Source organism: Streptomyces sp. NPDC048352 (assembly GCF_040651895.1).
GTDB lineage: Bacteria > Actinomycetota > Actinomycetes > Streptomycetales > Streptomycetaceae > Streptomyces.
Genome location: NZ_JBEZKZ010000011.1, coordinates 107,123 through 122,920, shown reverse-complemented (window position 1 = coordinate 122,920; position 15,798 = coordinate 107,123). Strand labels below are relative to the sequence as shown.

Genomic DNA, 15,798 nt, shown 5'->3' with positions numbered 1-15,798 from the left:
CCTCGGGGGGTCCCCCCGTGGTGGCGGCCATGGTCGGCGGGCACCCCCCGCTCTCGGGGGGTGTCGCCCTCGTCGGCGCGCCCGACGCCTGGGCAGGCGGGACTTCGCGGACACCCCGGAGTGCCCGACCGCGTCAGCCGGCCTCGGGGGCGGTGAGCAGCTCGCCGTCGAGGACGGTGACGGCGCGGCCCGTCAGGAGCGTGCGGTCGCCCGCCAGCGTCACCCGGACCAGGCCCGTGCGGGCCCCGCCCTGCAGGCCGGTCATCTCGGTGCGGCCCAGCCGGGCGGCCCAGAACGGGGCGAGGGCGGTGTGGGCGCTTCCCGTCACCGGGTCCTCGTCGATGCCGAGGGCGGGGAAGAAGCCGCGGCTGACGAAGTCGTAGCCGCGGGAGGGGTCCTCGGCCGGCGCGGTGGCGATCACCCCGCGGCGGGAGTACGCGCGCAGGGCCGCGTGATCGGGCGCCAGTTCCCGTACGGTCCGCTCGTCCGCCAGCTCCACCAGCAGATCGCCGATGTGCTCGGCGGTGTCGTGGAACGACCTGGCCTCGGCGCCCAGGGCGCGGCTGACCTCGGGGACCGGCTCCAGCGGGGTCAGCGAGGAGGTGGGGAAGTCCATCGTGACGGTGCCGTCCCCGTCGATCCGTGCCGTGAGGATCCCGCAGCGTGCGCTGAAGCGGATCAGCCCCTGGGCGAGCCCGCCGGTGGCCAGTACGTGCGCGGTGGCGAGGGTGGCGTGGCCGCACATGTCGACCTCGGCGGCCGGGGTGAACCAGCGCAGCGCCCAGTCGGCGTCGCCGCCGGGCGGCAGGGGGTGGGCGAACGCGGTTTCGGAGAGGTTCACCTCGGCGGCGACCTGCTGGAGCCAGGCGTCCGGGGGGAAACCGCCGTCGAGGAGCAGGACTGCTGCGGGGTTCCCGTGGAAGGGGCGGTCGGTGAAGGCGTCGACGATTCGGATGCGCATGGGCCGACCGTAGGTCGCTCCCCGAACCCCCGACAAAGGCCAATCCGGGGTGACTGGACTGGTCGTGACCTGTCGCAGTGCAGGTGGACCGATTCAAGCTCAGCATCTGCCCAAGCACACGCGGTTCGAGGACGTCGGGCCAGTCGAGTTCGTTTCGAGGTTGTCGTGGTCGCTGCCGCGCCGAACAAGGCCGCGGCATGCCGGTAGTCACGCCCGTGCCGTACCGGGCGGCGTCGGCGGTATGCCCGGTGCGGGAAGAGCAAGAACACGGGCAAGGGCGGCCGTCACAGGAACGGAGTGGTCAGGCAGGTGCTCGGAAGTCCAGACCGTTGCTGCCGCGAGAAACTCGGTCAGGTCGTGCTGTGCGCCGGCGAGCAGTCGGCGGAGCTCGATGACTGACAGTTCGATCACCGGACTGTCAGTCCGGTCGGTGTCGATGGTGAGGCGGATGGTATCCCCGTGGCGCTCGGCCAGCGACGGCTGCGGATCGTGGCCGTACCCGATGATGTCGCTGCCGTCGAGGACCCGGTACCAGTCGTGCCAGTCCTCCAGCCCGTCACAGCAGCCGGGCGAGAAGGCGATGCCTGTGGAGATGTCGGTGACGCGCAGGCCGCCCGCTGCGTAGGGGTTGTCGAGGTTCAGGAGTCCGTGGAGGAAGCCGCTGAGAGGCTCGGTCGGCCGGGGTGGGAGGTCGCCGTCGTCTGCGGGGTCCACGTCATTGCAGGCGGCGATGCGCATGAGCGCCGTCCCGATCTCGGCAGGTGAGAGATCACCGGTGAGCGGCAGAAGACTGAACCGTTCGGTCTCGGCGACAGCCCAGAGGTCGAAGCCATCGGGGGTGTTCATCTCAAGGACGGGCTGCATCACGATCACCTGGCGAAGTGTTCCTCATCCGTCATCTGATCCCACCTTCCGATTACGCCGGGCATCCTCCTTCGCCGCACGCATCCCAGACTGTAGGCCGTCCGAATGTCGGAGATAGTTTCCGATATATCGTTGACCTATCTCGATGGGTCAGCGATAGTGAAGGAGTCGAAACGACGACTGGCATGACGGACATGGCAGAGATGACGAAAGGAGCGCAGTGATGCGTTCACACGGACACCACGACCACGGACACGAGCACGGACGGGGTCACGGCCACTGCGGGCCGGATCGTCGGGAGGAGTTCAGGGGGCTGCGTGCCGCCTTCGGGCCGTTCGGGCCGCCCTTCGGGGGCGGGCCCTTCGGCGGTCGGGGCGGGCGCGGCGGACCGCGCGGGCGGGCCCGGCGGGGTGACGTACGCGCCTCGATCCTGGCCCTGCTCGCCGACCGGCCGATGCACGGTTACGAGATGATCCAGGAGATCGGCGAGCGCAGCGGCGGGGCGTGGAAGCCCAGCCCGGGCTCGGTCTACCCGACCTTGCAGCTGCTCGAGGACGAGGGGCTGATCGCCAGCGCCAGCGAGGGCGGCAAGAAGCTGTTCACGCTGACCGACGCCGGCCGCGCCGAGGCCGAGTCGGGGCCGGACGCCCCCTGGGCGGACGCCGGGCGGGGCTTCGACTTCGAGGCGATGCACGAGATCCGTACCGCCGGAGCGGGGCTGATGGAGGCCTTCGGACAGGTCTTCAGGACCGGATCGCCCGAGCAGCGGGAGAAGGCCCTCGCGGTCGTCAACGACGCCCGCAAGAAGCTCTACCTGATCCTGGCCGACGAGCACTGACCGGGACGTGCGCACGGCGCGCCCCCGCGGACGCCCCGCGGGGGCGCGCCGTGCGCGTGCCGGTCAGGCGACCAGGCCGGCCAGCCTGCGCAGCGACTCGTTCAGGGCGGCCGTCGCCGAGTCCTTGAGCTTGCCCGCCATGAGGGAGACGGCCGCGCCCGTGAACTCCCCGTCGATGCGCACCGTCGTGGCCGGGCCGTCGGGGACGAGGGTGTAGCGGGTGAGCACCGCGACGCCCATCGGGCCCTTGCCGGTGATGGCGAAGAGGCGCTGGTCCTCCAGTTCCGAGACCGTCCACAGGACCTCGGCGGGGAAGCCCATCATCTTCATGTTCTCGGTGAAGGTGGACCCGACGGCCAGGGTCTCGGGTCCGCCCTTCGGGAAGTCGGTGTGGGTCATGCTCCACTGTCCGTACGCGTCCCAGTCCGTCAGCTGGGCCCAGAGCTTCGCGGCGGGCGCCTCGATGCGTGATTCCGCGGTGACTTCAGCCATGCGTCCACCCCTTCTGGTCGGGTACGTGCGGCGGAAGGTAGCCCCGGCGGGCGCAACATACAAGGCTGACGACCTGTCAGATAGGGGGGTCGCCGGGCGGCCGCGTCCCGGGTCCGTCTCAACAGGTGTCTCGCGGACGATGCCCCTGTCCGGCCCTGCCATGATGGGGCGATGCAAGCGTCAGGGAAGAACGCCGGACTGGGCCTCGCCCTCGTCTCCGCGTGCGCGTTCGGTGGTTCGGGTGTCGCGGCGAAGCCGCTGATCGAGGCGGGTCTGGACCCGCTCCACGTGGTGTGGCTCAGGGTGGCCGGGGCGGCCCTGGTGCTGTCCCCGCTCGCCTGGCGGCACCGGTCCCTGCTACGGCGCAAGCCCCTGCTGCTGGCGGGCTTCGGACTGGTGGCCGTGGCCGGTGTGCAGGCCTTCTACTTCGCCTCCCTGTCGCGGATCCCGGTCGGCGTGGCCCTGCTGCTGGAGTACCTGGGGCCCGCCCTGCTGCTCGGCTACATACGCTTCGTGCAGCGCAAGCCCGTGACGCGCGCGGCCGCGGCGGGGGCGGCGGTGGCCGTCGTCGGGCTGGCCTGCGTGGTCGAGATCTGGGCCGGACTGCGCCTGGACCTGCTCGGGGTGCTGCTCGGTCTCGCGGCCGCCTGCTGCCAGGCCTTCTACTTCGTCTTCGCGGACCAGGGCGCCGACGGGGAGGACGTGCCCGATCCGCTGGGCGTGATCGCGCACGGCATGGTCATCGGCACCCTGGTGATGACCGTGATCGCCCGCCCCTGGCAGATGGACTGGGCGGTGCTGGGCGGGTTCGCGTCGATGGGCGACGTGCGGGTCCCGGCCCTGGCGCTGCTGGGGTTTGTGGTGCTGGTCGCCACCGTGTTCGCGTACCTGACCGGTGTGGTCTCGGTCCGCAGGCTCTCGCCGCAGGTCGCGGGTGTGGTGGCCTGCCTGGAGGCGGTCGTCGCGACCGTACTGGCGTGGGTGCTGCTCGGCGAGCGGCTGTCGGGCCCGCAGGTCCTGGGTGGCGCGCTCGTGCTCGGCGGGGCCCTGATCGCCCAGTCCTCGCGGCCGGCTCCCGTGGTGGGGCAGGAAGCGGCGGTTCCCGTACCGCAGGACCGGGAGCCGACGAGCGCGTAGCCCCAGGGGGGCGCCGCGCGGCGCGCGGGACGGATCCCGATGGGCCTGGCCCGCGGGGGTGCGCGCGGCGTAGGCTGCGGACCATGCCTTCGACCGTGCTTCCGCCTCCCGCCGCCTAGCGCGGGCGGCCGCCACCTCAACGAGAGACCCGCCCGGGGAGTTCCCGGGCCGGTACGCGCTGCCCGCGAAGCGATGACCTCCTTCCCTCATCCTTCACGCATGCGCGGAGCACCACGTGTCGAACCATTCGCCCGCAGCCGGGCGCAGTCTGCTGTACCTCGTCGTCGCCGGAGCCGCTTGGGGCACCGCCGGGGCGGCGGCCTCCCTCCTCTTCCTCGCCAGTGACCTCGGTCCGCTGGCCCTGACCTTCTGGCGCTGCGCGGGCGGGCTGGTGGTGCTGCTCGCGGTGCTCGCCGTACGCCGCCCCGCGCGGGCGCCGCGTGCGGCGCGGCCGTCGGCCCTCTCCCTGATCGCGACCGGGCTGATGTTCACCGTCTTCCAGGCCGCCTACTTCGGGGCCGTGCGCGAGACCGGCCTGGCGGTCGGCACCGTGATCACCCTCGGGGCGGGGCCCGTGCTGATCGCGCTGGGCGGCCGGTACTGGACGGGCGAGCGGCTCGGGCGGGGCGGGGTGGCCGCCGTCGGCGGTGCCCTCGCCGGTCTGGCCGTCCTCGTCCTGGGCTCCGGCGGCGGTGAGGTGCGGCCGCTCGGGGTGGGCTGGGCGCTGCTGTCGGCCGCCGGGTACGCGGCGATGACGCTGCGGGCGAGGTGGCTCGGGCGGCGCGGGGCCGGCGGGGACCCGCTCGTCACCACCGCGTGGTCGGTGGCGGTGGGCGCCGTGTGCCTGCTGCCCCTCGCCGCGCTGGAAGGGCTGCTGCCGCACACCGCCGAGCCGGCGCGGGTGCTGGGGCTGCTCGCCTACGTGGCCGTGGTGCCGACGGCGCTGGCCTACGCCCTGTACTTCACCGGAGCCGCAGCGGTGCGGGCCGCGACGGTGTCGGTGGTCATGCTGATCGAGCCGGTGAGCGCGGCCGTGATCGCCGTCGCGGTACTGGGGGAGCGGCTGACCGGCGCCGTGGTGCTGGGCACCGTACTGCTGCTGGCCGCGGTGGGGGCGCTGATCACGGCCGAGGCCCGCGGGGGAGCCGGGGGCGGGCCGGGGGGCCGGCCCGCCCGGGAGCCTCAGAGCGCGCTGACGTAGTCGGGGACGGCGATGCCGGGGGCCAGGTCGGAGGCCGGGACGGGGGCGCCGTACGCCGGCGCGACCGGGACCACGCCCGACCAGAAGGGCAGGCCCAGGTCCTCGGCGTCGTCATTGGGACCGCCCGTGCGGATCTTCGCGGAGACCTCGTTGAGGTCCAGCCGGATCACCGCGGTGGCCGCGAGTTCCCGGGCGTTGGCCGGCCGGGAGTCGGCGGAGCGGCCGGGGACGACCTGGTCGACCAGGGCGTCCAGCGCGATGCGGCGCTCCTCCTCGTCCGTGACCTGGTACGCCGTGCCGTGCACCACCACCGAGCGGTAGTTGATCGAGTGGTGGAAGGCGGACCGGGCCAGGACCAGGCCGTCGACGTGCGTCACCGTCAGGCAGACCGGCAGGCCGGGGTCGGCCTTCCCCGCGGCCAGCAGCGGACGCGAGCCGGTCGAGCCGTGCACGTAGAGGGCCTCGCCCACCCGGCCGTACAGGGTCGGCAGGACCACCGGCGCGCCGTCGCGGACGAACCCGAGGTGGCACAGGTAGGCCTGGTCGAGTATCGAGTGCACCGTCGCGCGGTCGTAGTGCGCCCGCTCGCGGGCGCGGCTCGGGACGGTGCGGTCGGTGGGCGCGTAGCCGGCGGTGGTGGCGCTCATGGTGCGGACTCCGTTGCACTAGTGCATAATGGGCTTTGTGCTAGGAGACTATCGGATCGTAGGGCGTCGCGCATCGGACATCGCGGCCAGTGTGGAAACGGGCGTCGGATCGGGCGCGCTCGCCCCGGGGGCGCTGCTGCCGCCGATGCGCGAGCTCGCGGCGGCGCTGGGGGTGAACCCCAACACGGTGGCCGCCGCCTACCGCACCCTGCGCGAGCGCGGCGTCATCGAGACCGACGGGCGGCGCGGCAGCCGGGTCCGGGCGCGCCCGGCGACCGCGCCCCGCGAGGTGCTGCGGATGCCGGTGCCCGACGGCGTACGCGATGTGGCGCAGGGCAACCCGGACGTGGCGCTGCTGCCCCCGCTGGACGGGCCGCTGGCCGCAGCGGCCCGGCGGCACGCCCAGGCCCCGGCCCTGTACGGCCTGGACCCGGTACTGCCCGACCTCGCCCGGCTCGCCCGCGCCGACTTCGAGGCCGACGGGGTCCCGGCCGGCGACCTGGCGGTGACCTCGGGCGCGCTGGACGGCATCGAACGGGTCCTGGCCGCCCATCTGCGGACCGGGGACGCGGTGGCGGTCGAGGACCCGGGCTGGGGGAGCGTGCTGGACCTGGTCCCCGCGCTCGGCCTGCGGGTGCTCCCGGTGGCCGTCGACGACGAGGGTCCGGTACCGGAGTCGGTGGCCCGGGCGCTGGCGGAGGGGGCGAGGGCCCTGGTGGTGACGGCGCGCGCGCAGAACCCAACCGGCGCCGCGGTGGGCGCCGCCCGGGCGGCGGAGCTCAGGGAACTGCTGACCGGCCGCCCCGAGGTGCTCCTCATCGAGGACGACCACGGCCACGGCATCGTCGACCTGCCGCTGTGCCCGCTCGGCGGGGCGACCCGGCACTGGGCGCTGGTCCGCTCGACGGCGAAGGCGTACGGCCCCGACCTGCGGCTGGCCGTGCTCACGGGCGACGCCGTGACGATGGACCGGGTGCGGGGCCGGCAGCGACTGGGCCCCGGGTGGGTCAGCCGGCTGCTCCAGTACGCCGTGGTGGAGCTGTGGACCTCCGGCGCGGTGGACCGGCGGGCCGTGGCGCGCTCGTACGGGCAGCGGCGCGACGGCCTGGTCCGGGCGCTCGCGGAGCGCGGGGTACGGGCGCACGGGCGGAGCGGGATGAACGTCTGGGTACCCGTCGCCGATGAGACGGCGGCGGTCACCCGGCTGCTGACGGCCGGCTGGGCGGTGCGCCCCGGAGCCGGCTACCGCGTCCAGGCGGGACCCGGCGTGCGGATCACCGTGTCCGGGCTGGCCCTGGCGGAGGTCGACGGGCTGGCCGACACGGTGGCCGCCGCGCTGCGCCCGTCGTCCGGCGGCCGCTTCGACTGAACGGCTCCGGCCCCCGCCGCGCGGTGCGGCGGGGGCCGGAGCGGTCCGGTCGGTCAGGCGGCCTTGCGGGAGACGGCGCGGGACTGGGTCAGGGCCGCGCCCGCCAGGACGATCAGCGCGCCGACCGGGGTGTTCCAGTGCAGCTGCTCGCCCAGGACCAGGACGCCCGCCGTGGTGGCGATCACCGGGATGAAGTAGGTGACCATCTGCGCGGTGGTCGGGCCGACCTCCGAGACCAGCCCGTACTGCATCTGCAGGGCCATCCCCGTGCCCAGGGCGCCGAGCGCCACCACCGCGAGCGTCGGCCACAGCGGGAAGCCGGCCGGTGCCGAGGTGAAGAGCGCGCTGACGGCGGCCAGCTGCAGGGTGGAGACCGTCAGCTGCGCCCCCGTCAGCGCGACCGGCGAGCCGGGGGTTCCGGCCAGGGTGCGGCGGACGTAGATCCAGCCGATCGGGTAGCAGAGCGAGGCCAGCAGGGCCAGCGCGGTGCCCTTGGCGTCGATCCCCGCGAAGCCCTGCCAGGCGCCGAGCACGGTCAGGACGCCGAGGAAGCCGATGCCGAGGCCCGCGAAGCGGCGGCGCGTGGGGCGGTCCTCGGACAGGGCCACCAGCGAGAGGGCCATGCCCCACAGCGGGGAGGTGGCGTTGCAGATGCCCGCCAGGCTGGAGGGGATGCTCTGCTCGGCGTAGGCGAACAGCGAGAACGGGGCGGTGTTCAGCAGGAGCGCCGCCACCGTGAGGTGGCCCCAGGTGCGCCGGCCGCGGGGGAGCGGCTCCCGGCGCACCAGCAGCACCGCCAGCAGGGCGAGCGCGCCGAAGAACACCCGGCCGAGGGCGACCTGGAAGGGCGCGAAGGCCTCCGTACCCACCTTGATCAGGAGGAAGCTGAAGCCCCACACCACCGACAGGAGGGCGAACCGCAGCCGCCAGTCCAGGCAGGCGGTACGGCCGGCGCCCCGGAGGACGGCCGTCCGGGATGCGGGGGCTGGGGCGGGGACGGCGGGACGGGAGGTGGTCGGTGCGCTCATACGGTCACTCTGCTGCCGGCGATCTCGTAGGACAAGCGATATTTCCTTGGGGAGACGGCGTAGCATCACTTACATGTTGAACCTGGAACGCCTGCGCACCCTCGACGCCCTCGCCCGCCACGGCTCGGTCAGCGGAGCCGCGGGCGGCCTCCATGTGACCACATCGGCGGTGTCCCAGCAGATGGCCAAGCTGGAGCGGGAGGTCGGCCAGCCCCTGCTCGCCAAGAACGGGCGCGGCGTCCGGCTCACGGACGCGGGCCGGCTGCTCGCCGACCACGCCGCCCGGATCATCTCCCAGGTGGAGCGCGCCCAGGCCGACGTGGAGGCACGGCGGGGCTGCGCGGTGGGGGAGCTGCGGATCGGGGCCTTCCCGACCGCCATGCGGGGCCTGCTGCCCCGGGCGCTCAACGCGCTGCGCGCCGGCCATCCCGAGCTGCGGGCCCTGGTGCGGGAGCGGGAGCCCGAGGAGAGCATGGCGGCCGTCGTGCGCGGCGACCTCGACATGGCCCTGGCGATCGACTGGAACAACAAGCGGATGCCGGTCCCCGCCGAACTGAGCCGCGCCCACCTGCTCGACGACGCCGCCGACATCGCCGTACCGGCCGGGCACCCGCTGGCCGGGCGCACCGAGATCTCCCTCGGGGACTTCGCCGACGACGACTGGATCTCCTGGAACGAGGGCCAGTTCTGCCACGAGTGGCTGGTGTTCACCCTGCGCGGCATCGGCGTCGAGCCGCGCATCGCGCACATCGCCGAGGAGCACCACACCCAGCTGGCCTTCGTGGAGGCCGGGCTGGGCGTGTGCGTGACGCCCCGGCTGGGCCGGGGGCCCGTGCCGCCGGGGGTCCGGCTGCTGCCGGTGAGCGACACCGTACGCCGCCACGTGTACGTCGTCTGGCGGACGGACGCGGGCCGGCGCCCCTCCATCAGGGCCGCCGTCGAGGCGCTCGAGGGCGCGGCTGCGGCCGTGTAGGAGCGGCGGCCCCTCAGAGCTTCCGGAAGTCCCAGGACACCACCGTCTCCGGCGTGAGCCGGACCCAGGCGTGCCGGCCGTCGTGCGGCATCTCCTCGATGCCGAAGTTCTTGACCGGGAAGATCCGTTCCGGCTCCAGCAGCTCCGGGCAGGGCAGGCCGGTGCGCGGCGCCTCACCCACGAAGGCCGCCCGGCCGGACAGCTCGACCCCGCGCAGTTCGCCGTACGCCTCCCCGGCGTCCACCACCACCGAGATCCGCGGATCGGCCCGCAGGTCGGACCACCGGCGGCTGCGGGTGATCGAGTACAGCCACAGCGAGGTGCCGTCCCAGGCGAACCACAGGGCGCCGACGTGCGGGCGCCCGTCCGGGGAGACCGTGGCCACCCGGCAGGTGCGCTGCTCCCGCAGGAACGCGTCCACCTCGTCGTCGGTCATCATGATGCGCCGGCCCCGCCGCTGCGCCGTGCGCGCGCCCGTCTCGTCCATCCGTCCCGCACCCCTTCACATCTGACTGTGTGTCAGGAATCATGCGTGCTCTTGCGTCGCCGCACCAGGGGGAGTCATGCCGGAACCCGATCCAGCCACCACCGCGCTGCTCACCGTCGAGTGCCAGAACGGCGTCGTGGGCGAGGCGAGCGCCCTGCCCGAACTGGCGAAGGAAGCCCGCGACTCCGGCATGCTGGACCGGGTGGCCGCGCTGGTCGACGCCGCGCGCGGGGCCGGCGTACAGGTGGTGCACGCGGTCGCCGAACGGCGGCCCGACGGGCTCGGGGCCAACACCAACGCGCGGCTCTTCCGGGCCGCCGGGAAGCTGCCGGTACGCCAGCTGACCGGCAGCGACGCGGTGCGGGTCGCCCCGCCCGTCACCGTGGCCGAGCGGGACCTCGTGGTCCGCCGGCTGCACGGCCTCTCCCCGATGGCCGGCACCGACCTGGACGCCCTGCTGCGCAACCTCGGCGTCCGTACCCTCGTCGTCACCGGGGTCTCGTCCAACATCGCGATCCCGAACACCGTCTTCGACGCCGTCAACCTGGGCTACGAGGTGGTGGTCCCGGCCGACGCCATCGCCGGGGTGCCCGCCTCCTGCACGGCCGAGGTGATCCGCAACTCCCTCGCGCTGGTGGCGGCCATCACCACGGCCGAAGCCCTGCTCACGCAGTGGGCTCCCCGGCGCTGACCCCCGCAACCACGGGGCTCCGCCCCCGGCACGGCCTCCACCCCTGCTGACCTGCACGCCGGAGCCCAGGCCTTGTACTACGGCGGAGATCTGATCGAAACAGCAAGCGCCACCGTCGTGGCCGCTTCCTGGTACGTGCAGTGCGCGGAGGTGCGACGATCCCGCTCCGGTACCGCAGACGGAGCGGAAGCTGCCCTCCGGGCAGTGGCTGGTACCCGCAGCGAACCGTCGGCTCGCTGATCATCGACGTGTGGACGTTTGGAATCCTCGCCACGGTGAAGACGAGCTTTAACACCAACTTTATTCATCGAGGTAGGAGAAGCGCATGGGCATCATTGCCTGGATCTTGATCGGACTGCTCGCGGGCTTCATCGCCAAGGCGCTGATGCCGGGCAAGGACCCCGGCGGCGTCATCATCACGATTCTGATCGGCATCGCCGGCGGCCTGCTCGGCGGCTGGCTCGGCAAGGTCATTTTCGGTGTGGACTCCATCGACGGCTTCTTCGACCTCTCCACCTGGATCGCCGCCATCATCGGTTCCGTCATCCTCCTCGCCGTCTACCGCCTGGTCACCGGTAACAAGCGCCGCCACGGCCACGCCTGAGCGACCAAGGCCACCAAGCCAACGGCTCCCCCCTTCCAAAGGGGGGAGCCGTTCCGCTGTCGGCGGCCGCAGCCTGGTCCGAGCGTCAACCCGCCGCGCGCCCAACGCAGAGCACCCCGGCCGGATGGAACTGCGCGCCCGGCCGACGACGTCATCGCCGCCCGGGACCACCTCCCGCGTTCGACACCGAGGGCGAGCGCCCGGACCCCCATGCGCGCATGGAAGTGAGGCCCTGTGGTGTAGCGCCGGTCCGCGAGCGTCGCTTAGCCTGCCCCGATGCGTACCACGGGGGAACAGCGGGACGTGCGCCGCCGCCAGGTGGTGAAGTGGGTGGCCGGTGCCGGGATCGGGATCGGCCTCGCCAACGCCGCCGCCTGTGACATCCCCGGCGGTGCGCCGAAGGAGGCCAAGCCGCCGGTTCGCAAGCCACTGTGGACCTTCGCCCTGCTGGACGAGGACGGCGGCGGCAAGGGCGTCGCGCATGCGCCGGTGGTGCATCAGGACGGCGTGCTCTACGTCAGGTCGAAGAAGGACGGGCTGTACGCGGTCGACGCGGCCACCGGACGCGAGCGCTGGCACGCGCCTTTGACCGGCGCCCGTACCGGCGCACCGGCCGTGACGCCGGGCGCCGTGTTCATCGCGGCGGACGGCGGCGCCGTGCACGCGCTGCGCTCCGCGGACGGCGAGCCGGTGTGGCGCCAGGCCCCGGGAAGCCGCCTGCGTACACCCACCGCGGGGGACGTGTGGACCAGTGGTGCCGTCGCCCTGGTCAGTTTCCATCCGTACACCTACGACGAAGATCCCCACCCGCCGCCCAGTGTCCTGTACGCACTCGACACGAGGAAGGGGGAGCTGCTGTGGCAGACCGAAGCCTCGCTCCTGGAGGTGCGCGACGGCCTCGCGTACGTCAACACGCCTGACGCGAGCCTGACCGCGCTCGACCCACGCACCGGCACCGTCCGCTGGACGGCGCCGCCGGAGAAGTCGGGCGGCCGGCGCACCCTGGACGCCTTCGCCGCGGGGTTGCTCCTCGGGCGCAACGGCAACGTCGGCATCGGCTCGGAGCTGGTGGCGTACGACCCGCGCACCGGCAACGTCCGCTGGACGGCACCTGCGGCGCACACCTCGGTGCCCGTGGCGCATGGAGACGCCGTCTACATCAGCGCGCCCGGCCGCAGCAAGCGCGACGAACAGCGGCTACAGGCCCTCGACGTCACATCGGGCAGGCTCCGCTGGACCGCGCCCGCCTTCTCGACCAGGCTCTACGAAAGCCCCGTCATCGCCGCTGACGGGGACTGTGCCTATCTGTGCTGGAGCGAGGACGGCCTCGACGAGGATCGCACCACGCTGCGAGCCCATGACGCGGCCACCGGGCGTGAACGCTGGCGGAGCACCCGCCATGTCTCCTCCTACGCGGCGGACGCGGCCCCCGGGAACCGTCTGTTCATCTGCTACTTGTCGGACTGGTACTGCCATGACACCCGCACCGGCAAGGCCCTGTGGCGAGTGAGTGCGGGAGAGGCCACCACGGGACCGCCGCCACTCTCCGTCGACGGGATGCTGTACTTCGCCAGCGACGAGGGCATACACGCGCTACGCCCATGACATCGCAGCGCCGCAACCAGGCCGCCCACCCCTGCGATCGAGCCGACGAGCGCGCGGTGAACGACGCACAGGTAGCCGGTGCGCCCAGATCCTTACGCCCCGCGCCAACGCCCCCCACCCCAAACTTGTTCAGGCAGGGTTTCGTCGTACGGCCAGTGGCTACCTGATTGTCGCTCTCCGTATTCAGCTGAGCAGGCGGTCCAGTGTGTAGATGAGGAGGCCGATCAGGAACAGCACGGCTCCGACGGATGCCACGATCACCCCTGTGCGCCCGTTCATGAGGACCCGCAGTCATCGATCATGCCCATACCTCCGCCGATAGCGCCCAGGCCCGCTCCAGCGATCCCCAGCGATGCCGGGACGCCCAGGCCGCCCGTTCCCAGGGCCGAGCCGATCCCCCCGGCGACACCGAGGATGCCTCCCGAGGGTTGTACTCGTAGATGCCGGACTGGACGGTGGACTGGTTGATGAACTGCACCGGGCTTCCAAGGCCGGTGGTGGGGTCGTGCTCGGTGTAGGCGCTGCCCGTGGAGAGGGTGACCTGCTCGATGATGGGAAGCCGTTGGTCGGTTCGGCCGTGGACGTAGTCGACGCTCTCGCCCTTGTCGGTGGTCTGGTGGATCAGTTCGTCGGCGGTTGTGCCGGCGTAGATGTAGGTGCCGGTGCCATTGCTCGTCTTGGCGCCGGCCATGCGGCCAGCCGCGTCGTAGGTCACCGTTGGCAGGGCGGGGGTGGTCGTCAGGTTGCCCTGGCCGTCGTAGCCGTAACCGGGGGTGGCGATCTGGTTGGCGGCGTCGTAGGCCAGGTGCTGGGTTGTGGCGCCGTCCGATGCGGTCTTGCGGTTGCCGCGGGCGTCGTAGGTGTAGGTGTACGTCTTGCCACCTCCCGAGGTCGCGACTTTCGTCAGCCGGTTGCCTGTGTCGTAGCTGTAGCTGGTCGTCTTACCCGTCAGGTTGTCCTTACTCCACTGCAAGAGGCTGCGGTCGTCGCCCGCGGCGTTGGAGCAGGTGCCCGGGGTGCCGATCGCGCGGCAGTAGGTCGTGTCGAACTGGCGGGTCGGGGAGGTCGCAGGTCCCTGGTCGGCCCAGACGCGGCTGATGCGGCCGGTCGTGTCGTAGTCCTGGTGGACGCGGGCCTTGAAGGTCGAGGGTGCGTTCGTTGTCAGCTGGGTGAGCTCGTCGCCGTCGTCGTAGGCATAGGTGGTGGTGCCGCGGGCGTCGGTGGGGGTGGCCTGGTTGCCGTTCCTGTCGTAGCGGTAGGCCAGGGTGCCGCCACCGGAGGTCGCGGTGCGGGACGTCAGCCGGCCCAGATCGTCGTAGCCGTACGTGGTGGTCTCTGTCGCATCGGTGCGGGTTGGCGGTGGCCAGGCGGCCGAACGTGTCGTAGGTGTACGACGTGGCCTTCAGCGAGCCGCCGGCCGGGCTGATCGAGGTCGCCTGGTGGGTGGCGGCCTCGTAGCCGTAGGTGGTGCTGGTGGTGTTGCCCGGGTCGGTGGAGGTCTTCACCGTGCCGTCGGCGTTGTAGTCAACCTTCGCGGTGGAGGCGGTCGCGTCGGTGGTTGCGGTGAGGTTGCCGGCTTCGTTGTAGGTATAAGTCGACCTGTTCGACTGGGTGTCCGTCGACTCGGAGGGCAGGTATTTTGAGCCGGCCGCCGTGTTGCCGTAGGCCGCGGAGAACGACGCCCCGGTCGGTGACTCGGACTTCGTCAGGGACTCGCCGGTGTTCGCACCGAAGGTGTTGGTCGTGGTGCCCGCACCCGCTCCGGTGCCGTCGGTGGCCGTGGCCGTGTCGAAGTTCGCCGTGTACGTCTTGGAGCGCTCGCGGCCCTCGGCGCCGGTGGCCTTCTTCACCCGGCCCGACTTGTCGTCGGTCAGCTCGTAGCTGGTGTGCCGGACGGCGGTGATGGCCTGTGCTTGGTCGGTGTTGGGTGACGCCACCAGCGTCTTGGCCGGATCGGCGTACGACAGGCGGGTGACGGAGTCCCCCGGGGAGCCGACCGCTTTGTTCTCTTGCGTGATGGAGGTGACGCCGACCGAGCCGTAGGCGAAGCGGGTCACGCCTCCTCCTGGGTTGGTGATCGAGGTCAGCTTGTGAGCGGAGTAGCCGAACGACGTGGTGCGGCCGAGGGCGTCCTTGACGGAGGCGAGGTCGCCGGCAGTGTTGACGGTGTAGGTGACCGTGCGCTTCTCATGCGGTGGGTGCTCCCTTTCGTCAGGTCGCTCAGGAGAGATCGGCGGGGCGCTGAGAGGCCGGTCCGTAGAGGGCCGTCGGCTGACCGGTCATCAGGGCCCAGTACCTGTCGCCGAAGGACCAGTGCCACCACTCCGTGCCGTAGTTGACGAGCCCTGCGGCCGTGAGGGCACGGCTCAGGGTGGCGCGGTGCAGCCGGGCCTGGCGGGGGAGGCCGTCGGCGAGGGTGTAACAGGCACCCGCGCTCTCCTCCGGGCTGGCGTTGACCCGGGTACCCATGTCCAGCTCAGTACCGTCCGCATCGACGAGGGTCAGGTCAACGGCAGCGCCGGCGCTGTGGGGGGCGATCTCCGGTGGTGACACGTACCGGCTCGCCTGCGCCCGCAGCTCCTCCGCGCTCCACCCGGAGTTGGCGGCACGCAGCTCGGCCGCGTACTCCTCAAAGTACCGCTGCTGCAGGGCCGTTGGCCGGAACCCTTCGACGACGAGCAGGCGAAGGCCGTCGGGCAGGAGCGACTGAGCGTGCAGCAGCCGGTCGAGGACGCCGGAGCGGAGGTGCGCGAAGGCGTAGGCGGGATCGGAGCGACGGTCATCGAGGAGCAGTTGGCCGCCGGCGCGGACGTCGGCGAGGGGCTGGCCGTTGTCGGCGACGGGGATCGCGGTTACCCGCGGGTCGGACATCAAGACGATGGTCATTCAGGTCTCCCAGTC

General features: G+C 72.4%; 16 protein-coding genes and 1 pseudogene. 8 read left to right on the top strand and 9 right to left on the bottom strand.

The window, feature by feature from the left end; all coding sequences use genetic code 11:
- Positions 1-133: 133 nt before the first annotated feature.
- Both AB0D45_RS09135 and AB0D45_RS09130 read right to left on the bottom strand, forming a co-directional pair.
- Positions 134-961 carry a PhzF family phenazine biosynthesis isomerase gene (locus AB0D45_RS09135; protein WP_362456295.1) on the bottom strand — a complete coding sequence of 276 codons (828 nt, stop codon included), beginning with the start codon at positions 959-961 and terminating at the stop codon, positions 134-136.
- 207 nt (positions 962-1,168) lie between these two features.
- A complete protein-coding gene (locus AB0D45_RS09130; RefSeq protein ID WP_362456318.1) occupies positions 1,169-1,825 on the bottom strand; it encodes a hypothetical protein in 657 nt (218 codons plus the stop codon).
- A 223-nt stretch (positions 1,826-2,048) separates the two neighbouring features.
- Here AB0D45_RS09130 and AB0D45_RS09125 point away from each other — a divergent pair, with 223 nt between their 5' ends.
- Positions 2,049-2,663, top strand: coding sequence for a PadR family transcriptional regulator (locus tag AB0D45_RS09125; RefSeq protein WP_362456292.1), 615 nt, complete (start codon positions 2,049-2,051; stop codon positions 2,661-2,663).
- A gap of 63 nt (positions 2,664-2,726) precedes the next feature.
- Here AB0D45_RS09125 and AB0D45_RS09120 read toward each other — a convergent pair whose 3' ends face one another.
- A complete protein-coding gene (locus AB0D45_RS09120) occupies positions 2,727-3,155 on the bottom strand; it encodes an SRPBCC family protein (protein WP_362456289.1) in 429 nt (142 codons plus the stop codon).
- Positions 3,156-3,326: 171 nt separating this feature from the next.
- Here AB0D45_RS09120 and AB0D45_RS09115 point away from each other — a divergent pair, with 171 nt between their 5' ends.
- Positions 3,327-4,292 carry a DMT family transporter gene (locus AB0D45_RS09115; RefSeq protein WP_362456286.1) on the top strand — a complete coding sequence of 322 codons (966 nt, stop codon included), beginning with the start codon at positions 3,327-3,329 and terminating at the stop codon, positions 4,290-4,292.
- 235 nt (positions 4,293-4,527) lie between these two features.
- Entirely contained in the window at positions 4,528-5,493 is a 966-nt protein-coding gene (locus tag AB0D45_RS09110) for an EamA family transporter (RefSeq protein WP_362456283.1), read from the top strand.
- On the opposite strand, the gene AB0D45_RS09105 is transcribed toward AB0D45_RS09110, so the two are convergent.
- The gene (locus tag AB0D45_RS09105) at positions 5,475-6,140 is read right to left on the bottom strand and encodes a pyridoxamine 5'-phosphate oxidase family protein (protein ID WP_361609670.1); all 666 of its coding nucleotides are present in this window, start codon (positions 6,138-6,140) and stop codon (positions 5,475-5,477) included. The genes AB0D45_RS09110 and AB0D45_RS09105 overlap by 19 nt on opposite strands.
- A gap of 37 nt (positions 6,141-6,177) precedes the next feature.
- Between AB0D45_RS09105 and AB0D45_RS09100 the strand changes: the two genes are divergently transcribed.
- Entirely contained in the window at positions 6,178-7,509 is a 1,332-nt protein-coding gene (locus tag AB0D45_RS09100; protein WP_362456280.1) for an aminotransferase class I/II-fold pyridoxal phosphate-dependent enzyme, read from the top strand.
- A 53-nt stretch (positions 7,510-7,562) separates the two neighbouring features.
- On the opposite strand, the gene AB0D45_RS09095 is transcribed toward AB0D45_RS09100, so the two are convergent.
- Positions 7,563-8,537, bottom strand: coding sequence for a DMT family transporter (locus tag AB0D45_RS09095; protein ID WP_361609674.1), 975 nt, complete (start codon positions 8,535-8,537; stop codon positions 7,563-7,565).
- A gap of 73 nt (positions 8,538-8,610) precedes the next feature.
- Between AB0D45_RS09095 and AB0D45_RS09090 the strand changes: the two genes are divergently transcribed.
- Positions 8,611-9,510: a LysR family transcriptional regulator gene (locus AB0D45_RS09090; RefSeq protein ID WP_362456277.1), complete on the top strand. Its 900-nt coding sequence runs from the start codon at positions 8,611-8,613 to the stop codon at positions 9,508-9,510.
- Between the two features lie 13 nt (positions 9,511-9,523).
- Here the strand turns inward: AB0D45_RS09090 and AB0D45_RS09085 are convergent, their stop codons facing one another.
- A complete protein-coding gene (locus AB0D45_RS09085) occupies positions 9,524-9,997 on the bottom strand; it encodes a pyridoxamine 5'-phosphate oxidase family protein (RefSeq protein WP_362456274.1) in 474 nt (157 codons plus the stop codon).
- Between the two features lie 76 nt (positions 9,998-10,073).
- Between AB0D45_RS09085 and AB0D45_RS09080 the strand changes: the two genes are divergently transcribed.
- From AB0D45_RS09080 to AB0D45_RS09070, 3 genes are all read left to right on the top strand, one after another.
- Entirely contained in the window at positions 10,074-10,688 is a 615-nt protein-coding gene (locus tag AB0D45_RS09080; protein WP_362456271.1) for a cysteine hydrolase, read from the top strand.
- 325 nt (positions 10,689-11,013) lie between these two features.
- Positions 11,014-11,292, top strand: a complete 279-nt coding sequence (locus AB0D45_RS09075; protein ID WP_362456268.1) for a GlsB/YeaQ/YmgE family stress response membrane protein — start codon at positions 11,014-11,016, stop codon at positions 11,290-11,292.
- A gap of 276 nt (positions 11,293-11,568) precedes the next feature.
- Entirely contained in the window at positions 11,569-12,897 is a 1,329-nt protein-coding gene (locus AB0D45_RS09070) for a PQQ-binding-like beta-propeller repeat protein (RefSeq protein WP_362456265.1), read from the top strand.
- Between the two features lie 298 nt (positions 12,898-13,195).
- Here the strand turns inward: AB0D45_RS09070 and AB0D45_RS09065 are convergent, their stop codons facing one another.
- The 3 genes and pseudogenes from AB0D45_RS09065 to AB0D45_RS09055 form a co-directional block, all read right to left on the bottom strand.
- Positions 13,196-13,870 (bottom strand): hypothetical protein, encoded by a 675-nt coding sequence (locus AB0D45_RS09065; protein WP_362456262.1) that lies wholly within the window; start codon positions 13,868-13,870, stop codon positions 13,196-13,198.
- A gap of 601 nt (positions 13,871-14,471) precedes the next feature.
- A pseudogene (locus tag AB0D45_RS09060) lies at positions 14,472-15,128 on the bottom strand (RHS repeat domain-containing protein); the annotation flags it as partial.
- Positions 15,118-15,783, bottom strand: a complete 666-nt coding sequence (locus AB0D45_RS09055; RefSeq protein WP_362456260.1) for a M15 family metallopeptidase — start codon at positions 15,781-15,783, stop codon at positions 15,118-15,120. The pseudogene AB0D45_RS09060 and the gene AB0D45_RS09055, both read right to left, overlap by 11 nt.
- Between the last annotated feature and the right edge of the window lie 15 nt (positions 15,784-15,798).